This is a genomic window from Streptomyces sp. NPDC057654, assembly GCF_042800135.1.
GTDB lineage: Bacteria > Actinomycetota > Actinomycetes > Streptomycetales > Streptomycetaceae > Streptomyces.
Window position 1 is genome coordinate 1 of sequence record NZ_JBHVHQ010000346.1, and the last position, 8,419, is coordinate 8,419.

8 protein-coding genes are annotated in these 8,419 nt (G+C 70.5%); 4 read left to right on the top strand and 4 right to left on the bottom strand.

Going from position 1 to position 8,419, the window contains the following annotated elements; all coding sequences use genetic code 11:
* Window positions 1–61: 61 nt before the first annotated feature.
* The 4 genes from ACFU99_RS23795 to ACFU99_RS23810 form a co-directional block, all read right to left on the bottom strand.
* A complete protein-coding gene (locus ACFU99_RS23795; protein WP_384395131.1) occupies window positions 62–622 on the bottom strand; it encodes a TetR/AcrR family transcriptional regulator C-terminal ligand-binding domain-containing protein in 561 nt (186 codons plus the stop codon).
* Window positions 623–977: 355 nt separating this feature from the next.
* The gene (locus ACFU99_RS23800; RefSeq protein WP_384395133.1) at window positions 978–1,940 is read right to left on the bottom strand and encodes a GNAT family N-acetyltransferase; all 963 of its coding nucleotides are present in this window, start codon (window positions 1,938–1,940) and stop codon (window positions 978–980) included.
* A gap of 164 nt (window positions 1,941–2,104) precedes the next feature.
* Window positions 2,105–2,557, bottom strand: coding sequence for a MarR family winged helix-turn-helix transcriptional regulator (locus tag ACFU99_RS23805; RefSeq protein ID WP_384395135.1), 453 nt, complete (start codon window positions 2,555–2,557; stop codon window positions 2,105–2,107).
* A gap of 212 nt (window positions 2,558–2,769) precedes the next feature.
* Complete coding sequence (locus ACFU99_RS23810) at window positions 2,770–3,585, bottom strand: TVP38/TMEM64 family protein (RefSeq protein WP_384395137.1); 816 nt, start codon at window positions 3,583–3,585, stop codon at window positions 2,770–2,772.
* A 338-nt stretch (window positions 3,586–3,923) separates the two neighbouring features.
* Here ACFU99_RS23810 and ACFU99_RS23815 point away from each other — a divergent pair, with 338 nt between their 5' ends.
* The 4 genes from ACFU99_RS23815 to ACFU99_RS23830 all read left to right on the top strand — a co-directional run.
* Window positions 3,924–4,292, top strand: coding sequence for a hypothetical protein (locus ACFU99_RS23815; RefSeq protein WP_384395139.1), 369 nt, complete (start codon window positions 3,924–3,926; stop codon window positions 4,290–4,292).
* Window positions 4,279–7,119 carry a protein kinase gene (locus ACFU99_RS23820; protein ID WP_384395141.1) on the top strand — a complete coding sequence of 947 codons (2,841 nt, stop codon included), beginning with the start codon at window positions 4,279–4,281 and terminating at the stop codon, window positions 7,117–7,119. Before ACFU99_RS23815 ends, ACFU99_RS23820 begins: the two co-directional genes overlap by 14 nt.
* 78 nt (window positions 7,120–7,197) lie before the next feature.
* Window positions 7,198–7,332 carry a hypothetical protein gene (locus ACFU99_RS23825; protein WP_384395143.1) on the top strand — a complete coding sequence of 45 codons (135 nt, stop codon included), beginning with the start codon at window positions 7,198–7,200 and terminating at the stop codon, window positions 7,330–7,332.
* Between the two features lie 102 nt (window positions 7,333–7,434).
* Window positions 7,435–8,419, top strand: a 985-nt coding sequence (locus tag ACFU99_RS23830; protein ID WP_384395145.1) for an elongation factor Tu, incomplete at its 3' end; no start/stop codon positions are given.

An 8,419-nucleotide genomic window follows, 5' to 3' on the forward strand; every position in this document is an offset into this window, starting at 1 on the left:
GCGCAACATTGGCCGGGGGCGCGGCGCCGGCCGGGCGCGTGCGGGCCCGCGGCGCGCCTGATCACTTGTGGTCGTTCCTGGCGAGCGAGAACGCCCCGGCGCGGGCCGCGTGGTACGCCGCGTCGGCCGAGATCCGCGGCAGTTCGGGGTCGAGCGGTCGGCGGGAGATGAGCATCCGGTAGTAGAACGGCGCCGACATCGCCGCGATGGTCTCCTCCGCGTCGGTGTCCGGGGGGAGTTCGCCGCGTTCGACCGCGTGGTGGACGACCGCGGAGGCGAGCCGCAGGCGTTCGGCGATGGTGTCGCGCAGGGCGTCCCCGGCGGACGGGTCGAGGGACGCGGCGGAGACGACCCCCGCGAGGAACGCGTGGTTGCGCGAGGCCGTGTAGAAGCTGCCGATGGCCTGGGCGAGCAGGCGCAGATCCTGCTGAAGGCTGCCCGTGTCGGGGATCAGGATCTCCGTCGCGCCCTTGTGGGTCAGCGCGTCGCGCATGATGCCCTCGACGGTGCGCCAGCGCCGCCGGATCGTCGCGGGATGGACGCCCGCGCGCTGGGCGACGCCTTCCACGGAGAGCGCGGCGTAGCCGCTGTCCGCGAGTTCGTCCAAGGCGGCGTTCAGCACGGCCTCGCGCGTACGGGCCGTGCGTCCGCCGGGACGGACCGACCCGGGGACGGCCCCCGGGGAGGAATCCGGGGAGGAATCCGGGACGGCCCCCGGGGTGGAATCCGGGGAGGAGCCTGGGGCGGGGTCTGGGGAGTGTGATCTGTCGTTCATCGCCCTGCATTGCGTGACGCGGTCAGTCCGGATAGTGTCCCACGGAGCTTAATGCGCACGATCGCGCATTAACGGGGTGGCCCTTCCCGCGGCCTCCGTATCCGTTCCGCGTGCTTTCCTCATACGGGGGTTGAGGGAGGCACGGGAACGGGCGGACGAGCAGTGGCCCGGGGGAGGGAAACCCGCCGCCGCCCGGACCGGCTCAGAGTTCGAGACGGAAGGCGACCCGGTCCAGCGAAGGCCCGTCGTAGTCCGCGATCGGCTCGGACGGGACGAAGCCGAGGGCGCTGTGGAAGGCGATGGAGCGCTCGTTCTGCGGCGAAGTGATCGCCTTGACGACCGTACGGCCGTCCGCCCGCGCCCTGTCGAAGAACCGCTCGTACAGGAAACGGCCCAGACCGCTGCGGCGCCAGGCGGGCGCGACCCCGCTGAAGTGGACGTACGCCTCCCGCGGGTCGGACGGGGAGAGGAACCCGATGACGAAACCCGCCAGTTCGCCGTCGCGCTCGGCGATCAGGCTGGTGTCGTAGAAGTGGTTCACGAACACCCGGGTCAGGTCCCGGGAGGCGGGGCGGCCCCACCACTCGTCGACCACCGAGACGACGGCGTCGAAGTCCCGCGGCGCCGCCGCGCGCGTCGTGAAGGGCTCCAGCGTACGGACCTCCGGCGCGCCGAGATTCCTGCGGAACGCGACCCGGTCCTGGCCCGGCCCGTCGTAGTCGCTCCGCACCGGCACGCCGCCCGCCTCACGGTCGCCCGCCTCCAGCGCGAAGCCCATGGCCTGGTGGAACGCGATGGACCCGGTGTTCCCCGGCGAGGTGATGGCGCGCACCTCGGTCCGCCCGGCCGCCGCCGCGCGCTCGAAGAACGCGGTGTAGAGCCGACGGGCCACGCCCTGCTTGCGCAGCCGCGGGTCCACGCCGACGAAGTGGATGTACGCCTCGTGCGCGCGGTCCGCGGAGTGGAAGCCCACCAGGAACGCGCGGACCCCCGTCTCGTCCTCCAGCACCAGACTGGTGTCCGCGAAGTGCTGGAGGAACAGCCGGGGCAGCAGCAGCGACAGCTCCCGCGCCTGCTCAGGGGTGCGGGAGTCGCCCCACCACTGCTGTACGCACCTCACGAGCGCGGGGTAGTCGGCTGTACGGGCCGGGCGTACGTCGTGCATGTCCTGCCTCCCAGTCGGTGACGACGACTTCGAAGCCGAACCTTAGTCCGAGGGTGTGACAGGGCCGCGGGGGCCTCCGGACACTGCGGAGTTCCCGCTCGTACGGGCGTGACGCCCGTGCCCGTACGTACCCGGTCCGGCCGGGAGCGCGCGGCGGCGCCGGGTCAGCCGGGCGCGGCGCCCGCGCGGGACGAGCCGTCGATCTTCGCGAGTATCCGGTGGAACTCCCGGCGTTCGGCCTCGTCGAGGACTTCGAAGATCGCGTGGAGCGCCTGGTCCTTGGAGTGGGAGCCGCCGGTGATGAGCGAACTGCCGCGGGCCGTCAGGTCCACGAGCACCGCCCGGCCGTCCGTGCGGTCCGTCACGCGGCTGATCAGGCCGTCCAGTTCCAGGGTGTCGAGCGATTCCGTCACGCTGCGGGCGGTGATCCCGAGCGTCTGGGCGAGCGCCGTCACGCGCGTGGAGCCGCGGTCGGCCAGGATCGTCAGGATCCGGCCGCGCGCGGGCGTCAGACCGTGCCGGGCGAGTCGCGCGTGGGCCTGGCTCCTGGCCCAATCCGCCACGGACAGGAGCAGTTCGGCGAGTTGCGCCGGAGCGGGGGTGTGGGAGGGCTGCATCAAATGGCAGTCAGTGTAGGGGGAGGCGTACGGGGCGTCAGCCGCCCGCGATTCCGGGGAACGGACCGGTTGTGACTTCTTCGGCGGGCCGATCGGCCGTCGCCGGCCTTCTCACGTGCCGGATCGCGATGGGGCGGGGGAGCGCGGGTGTGCCGGGCGGGTGAGGCAGGGTCGCACTTTCGAGTGTTCGCCGACGAGCCGGGACCGTGTCCTCACGTACTGGCCCGGTCACCGGCCCGGTCGTGTTCGTACGGACGTTCGTCTTTGGCCGACGCCCGGAGCCGGGCCCGCTTGCGCCAGGCGACGATCAGCGCGCCGAGGGCGCTCAGCGCGATGAAGCCCATCGAGGCGAGGAAGACGGGCGAACCCGGCTCGGCCGCGGTGCTGCCCGCGATCACGTACGCGGTGGTGTTCGGGACGCTGCCCAGCGCTGTCGCCAGCAGGAACGGGAACCAGCCCATGCGGGAGACCGCCGCGCAGTAGTTCGCGGCGGCGAAAGGGACACCGGGGAACAGCCGGAGCGCCAGCATCGACCGGAACCCGTGCCGGCTCAGCAGCCGGTCCGCCCCCGTCAGCCACCGCCCGCGCACCAGAGGCCGCAGCGCGCGCTGGCCCAGCACCCGGCCCAGCCCGAAGGCGATGCCCGAGCCCAGGACCGTACCCGCCAGCGCCGAGACGGTCCCGGCCTGCGCGCCGAACAACGCGCCTGCCGCCAGATTGAGGAACGGGCGCGGTACGAACGCCGCGGTGCACAGCCCGTACGCCACACCGAACAGCACCACGGCCGCCCCGCCCGACAGCTGCGGCGGCCAGCCCTCGGCGAGCAGCCGCTGCGGCTGAGCCACCAGCACGGCCGCCGCCGCGCCGCCGAGCAGCACGAGCAGCAGCCCCAGCCGGGACCACGGGGAGAAGAGGACACGGGCGCAGCGCGCGGCGAGGCCGGGGGAGAGCGCGGCGAGATCGAGCACCGCTGGAGCGTAACCGAAGGTTGGGCGGCGCGCCTGCGCTGTGCGCGGGGACGGCTCCATTACGCGTACATGCTCATACCTCGGCTGGCCCGCCTGCCCGCCTGCCGGTGCGGCCGGGGCCTTGGCTCAGTCGTCGCGCAGTGGCCGCAGTATTCGCTGTTCGATTTCCGAACGGCAGGTATGGGCAGAAGCGACATTGTTCGAAGTGACATTGCCCGAGGTGACATGCCCGAAGTGACATTGCCCAAGGAAACCGTTCTTAACGGAGATTTTGGCCTGTTCGCCGGCTGTGAGGTCGCTGCTAATCTCCGACTGCACCTCCTGTCCAGGATTCACCACCGACGACGAGGACGGCGACCAGCAGGGATTGCCGGGGGAAGCTGTGGTGTTGCTGCACGATGAGCGTTGAACTGCGCGTATATGTGAATGACGGCGGAGAACTGGAAGACCTGCGCGAGTGGATGGGCGGGCACCCCGGAGTCGCGGTGCGGCCCGTGGCGCGGGCGCCGGAACGGAACAGCCAGGGCACGGTGTGGGATTTCCTGGCGGTGGTCTGCGCGACCGGCGGACCGGTCGTGGCCGCGGTACGGGCGCTCCAGCTGTGGATCGAGGCGCAGGTGACGGCGATCGAGGTCGAAGCGGGCGATCGGCGCATCAAAGTGACGAGTCGCAACGCGGGAGCCGTGCTGCCGCAGGTTCTCGCCGCGGCCCAGGCCCTTCAAGCGGCGTCGCCGGAGCCACCGGAGGGTCCGGATGAACCCGCGTGACGACATCGACTTCGGTCGGTCGCGGGCGATCCTGCTGGGGAACTCGGAGTACACGGCCGGTTTTGAGGGCCGAAGGCCCATGCCGGCCGCCCTCAAGAGCCTCACGGAAATGCGGGACGTGCTGACCGGGCCATGCGAATGGCCGCGGGAGCGCGTCAGCGAGCTGCCGAACGAACGGGACAGCGGCAAGCTCCTGCGCACCATCACCACACTGATCCGTGACGTCGACGACGTGCTGTTGTTCTATTACGTCGGCCATGGGCTGCCGCTCCCCGAAAACGGCCGGTACGACCTCGGGCTCGCGCTGACCGACACGAGCGACGAGCCCGCACAGCGCTTTCTGACCTCGCTCCGGCTCCGCGACCTGCGCCAGCAAATGGAACGCAACAGCACCGCGCGCATCAAGATACTCATCCTCGACTGCTGCTGCTCCGGCATCGCCACGAAATACGCCGAATCCGCCGCCAACGTCACGGCCTTTGCCGAGAGCGCCACCCCGCTGCGCGGTGCGGGCACCTACATCTGGACCGCCTGCGGACACTCGCAGGAGACGTTCTTCGAGGAATCCGGCGGCGGGCTGACGTATTTCACCAAATTCCTGACCGAGGCCGTTCGGCAAGCGCACCGCGAACAGGCACTCGGAGCGACCGTCGCCAATCTCCACGACGAGGTCAGGCGCCGACTGCACGATACGGGCATTCCGCACGCGGCCGTCCAGCCGTTGCCGGACCTGCATTACAGCGGCCGGCCCGACCAGTTCCTCTTCGTACGCGGCCGGGCCGCCGCGCCCCGCGCCCCCGAATTCCGCTTCGAGCCGCTGAAGGAAGACGATCCCCGCCGCGCCGGTCCGTACGAGCTCCGGGCACGCCTCGGCTCCGGCGGCATCGGCAGGGTCTTTCTGGCCATGACGCCTGAAGGACGGCCGATCGCCGTCAAACTCCTGAAACCGGAACTGGGCCGGGACCCGCAGTTCGCCCAGCGCTTCGCCCGGGAGATCGACGTCGCCCGGCGCATTCGCGGCGGTCATACCGCCCGCCTGCTCGACGCGGACCCGGACGCGCCGGAACCGTGGCTGGCCGGCGAATACGTCTGCGGACCCTCCCTGCTGGAACTCGTGGCGGAAAAGGGCCCGCTGCCGAGCCGGGACGTCCTTCTGATCGCCCTCGGAATCGCCCGGGCATTGCAGGACATCCACGCGGCCGACGCCGTGCACCGCGATCTGAAGCCCGCCAACGTCATGCTGGGCGCATCCGGCCCCCAGGTCATCGATTTCGGGATCGCCAAATCCGTGGCGGCCACGCTGATGACCCGTACGAATACCCAACCGGGCACACCGGCCTACAAGTCCCCCGAGCAGGCGACGGGCAAGCAGCAGGTCACGTCCGCGTCGGACGTCTTCACGCTGGGCGCGACGATCTATTACCTCGCCACCGGGCAGGACGCCTTCGCGGCCGAGGACCCGCTCGGCGTCATCAACCTCATCGCGCACGAGGAACCCGATCTGAGCGTCCTGGACGACGACGTGAGCGCCCTGGTCCAACTGTGCCTGGCCAAGTCTCCCGACGCGCGGCCGACGCCCGCGCGCGTCATCGAACTCTGCTCGGCCGTGACCGGACCTGTCACACCCGGCGCCCATCCGCCCATCGCCCAGGCCGTGCCGATGATCCAGGCGAGGGTGAGAGCCCTGCGCGCCCTCACCGCGCCCGAGAGGGAGAGGAATTCGTCCGCGAGTTCGTCGGTACCGCCGGCCGGAACTTCCCCGGACGCGGAGACGGAGGAGAAGACCGATCGGCGGAGCGAGGCGAAATCGGAGGCGAAATCCGAGGCGGAAACCGAGGCGAAGACCCCGGCGCACGAGCCCCCGAAGCCCGCCAAACCGGCGGCCGTACGCGCAGGGGCCATCGGGGTCGCCGTGCTCTGCGTACTGGCGCTGATATGGCTGCCGAAATACCTGCACAGCGGCGACTCCGACAACGGAAAGAGTTCCGGAAGCAGTTCCCGCAGCTACGCGCCCTCGACGTCGGACTCGGATGCCACGGACCCGGACACCGATACCGATACCGATACGCCCACGGCCGACGAGAGCACGCCGGACGATTCCACGACCGAACCGGCCGACGCCACCGATTCACCGAGCCCGACCGCCGAAGCGACGAGCGCGATCCAGGCGGCGCGCGTCGGCGACTGCCTCGCCAACGACGGTACGTATGAAAAGCCGGTCCTCCGGGCGACCGACTGCGCGACCCGCGCTTTCAAAGTCCTACGGGTCGTCGAAGGCACCTCGGACACCAGCGAATGCCACGGCACCCCGGACACCGACTACACCGTGAGCAACCCCGGATACAAACGCGCCCTCTGCCTCACCTACCAGTACGGCAGCGCCTATCACGCACGCTCCGGCGAATGCGTCTACGGCCCCAACTCCGCCGGCAGCAACTGGACCAAAACATCCTGCCGCACCGGCAACTTCGCCGTGAAAGCGCGCGTGACCGGTACGACCGACACCGCACGCTGCGACGCGTACGCGAATGTCGACGAGGGCCTCAAGGTCTCGACGCGCTGGAGCCAACTCGACCTCGTCCTCTGCCTCTCGATGAACTACCCGGACGCCGCAGGCCGCGCCGAATCCGGCTCATGCCTCCTCAGAACCGGCTCCGCCCAACAACCGCACTTCCAGGCCACGTCGTGCGCCAACGCCAACGTCGTGGTGACCGGCCGCACCAGCACCTACCACGACGCCGCCTTCTGCGGCTCCCACGGCTGGGCCACATGGCGCTCCCCCGACTTCCCCAACCGCTCCTACACCATCTGCTACCGAACCACCTGACTCCGCCCACCTCGCCGACGCCCTCGGCCCCCGCCCCCAACACCCCCGCGCCGAAAACCATTCGACGCGGTGGAGGCGGTGCGCGAGCATGAGGGCATGGTCCGGTTCGTCTTCTTCGCGTTGTCGTCCGCTGTCGCGGGCGCGATGAAGGCTGCCGTCGACTCGGTTGATTCGTTCGCGGCGATGACCACGACGCACTGCACCCGAGGCTGACCCTTCCCGGATTGTCCGGCGGACCCCGTAGGGGGAGGGTCGGTCGGTCTTCGGGGTCCTCGTGTCTTCGCGCAGTTCTCACCGGAACCGAGGGAATCAGCCATGTCCAAGCAGGCGTATGTACGCACCAAGCCGCATCTCAACATCGGCACCATGGGGCACGTCGACCACGGCAAGACCACGCTCACCGCCGCCATCACAAAAGTGCTCAGCGCGCGCGGCTCCGGGGCCTTCGTGCCGTTCGAGCGGATCGACCGGGCGCCCGAGGAGGCCGCTCGGGGGATCACCATCAACATCGCGCATGTCGAGTACGAGACCGACACCCGGCACTACGCCCATGTGGACATGCCGGGGCACGCGGACTTCGTCAAGAACATGATCACCGGGGCGGCGCAGCTCGACGGGGCGATTCTCGTCGTGTCCGCGCTGGACGGGGTCATGCCGCAGACCGCCGAGCATGTGCTGCTCGCGCGACGGGTCGGGGTGGGGCACATCGTCGTCGCGCTCAACAAGGCGGACGCGGGGGACGGTGAGCTCATCGACCTCGTCGAACTGGAGGTGCGCGAGCTGCTGACCGCGCACGGATATGACGGCGACCATGTGCCGGTCGTACGGGTCTCGGGGCTGCGGGCGCTCGAAGGGGACGCGCGCTGGGCGGGCGCGATCGAGGCGCTGCTCGACGCAGTCGACACCTATGTGCCCACGCCCATGCGGTACACGGACGCGCCGTTCCTGCTGTCCGTCGAGAACGCCTTGACGATCACCGGACGCGGCACGGTCGTGACGGGGGCCGTCGAGCGCGGCAGGGTGCGCGTCGGCGACAAGGTCCAGCTGCTCGGCCAGGCCGGCGGGACGCGCATCACGCATGTGACGGGAGTGGAGACGTTCGGCAAGCCGATGGAGTCCGCCGAGGCGGGGGACAACGTCGCGCTGCTGCTGCGCGGCGTGCAGCGGGCCGACGTCCGGCGCGGCGACGTGGTGGCCGCGCCGGGCAGCATCGCCCCGCTGCGGCACTTCACCGCGCGCGTGTACGTGACCACGGCGGCCGAGGGCGGGCGGCGCACGCCCATCGCGACGGGCTACCGGC

Excerpts from the sequence above, each read along its gene's own strand:
- ACFU99_RS23820 (WP_384395141.1), top strand. The coding sequence starts at position 4,279 with ATGAACCCGCGTGACGACATCGACTTCGGTCGGTCGCGGGCGATCCTG.
- ACFU99_RS23800 (WP_384395133.1), bottom strand. The coding sequence starts at position 1,940 with ATGCACGACGTACGCCCGGCCCGTACAGCCGACTACCCCGCGCTCGTG.
- ACFU99_RS23805 (WP_384395135.1), bottom strand. The coding sequence starts at position 2,557 with ATGCAGCCCTCCCACACCCCCGCTCCGGCGCAACTCGCCGAACTGCTC.
- ACFU99_RS23810 (WP_384395137.1), bottom strand. The coding sequence starts at position 3,585 with ATGGAGCCGTCCCCGCGCACAGCGCAGGCGCGCCGCCCAACCTTCGGT.
- ACFU99_RS23815 (WP_384395139.1), top strand. The coding sequence starts at position 3,924 with ATGAGCGTTGAACTGCGCGTATATGTGAATGACGGCGGAGAACTGGAA.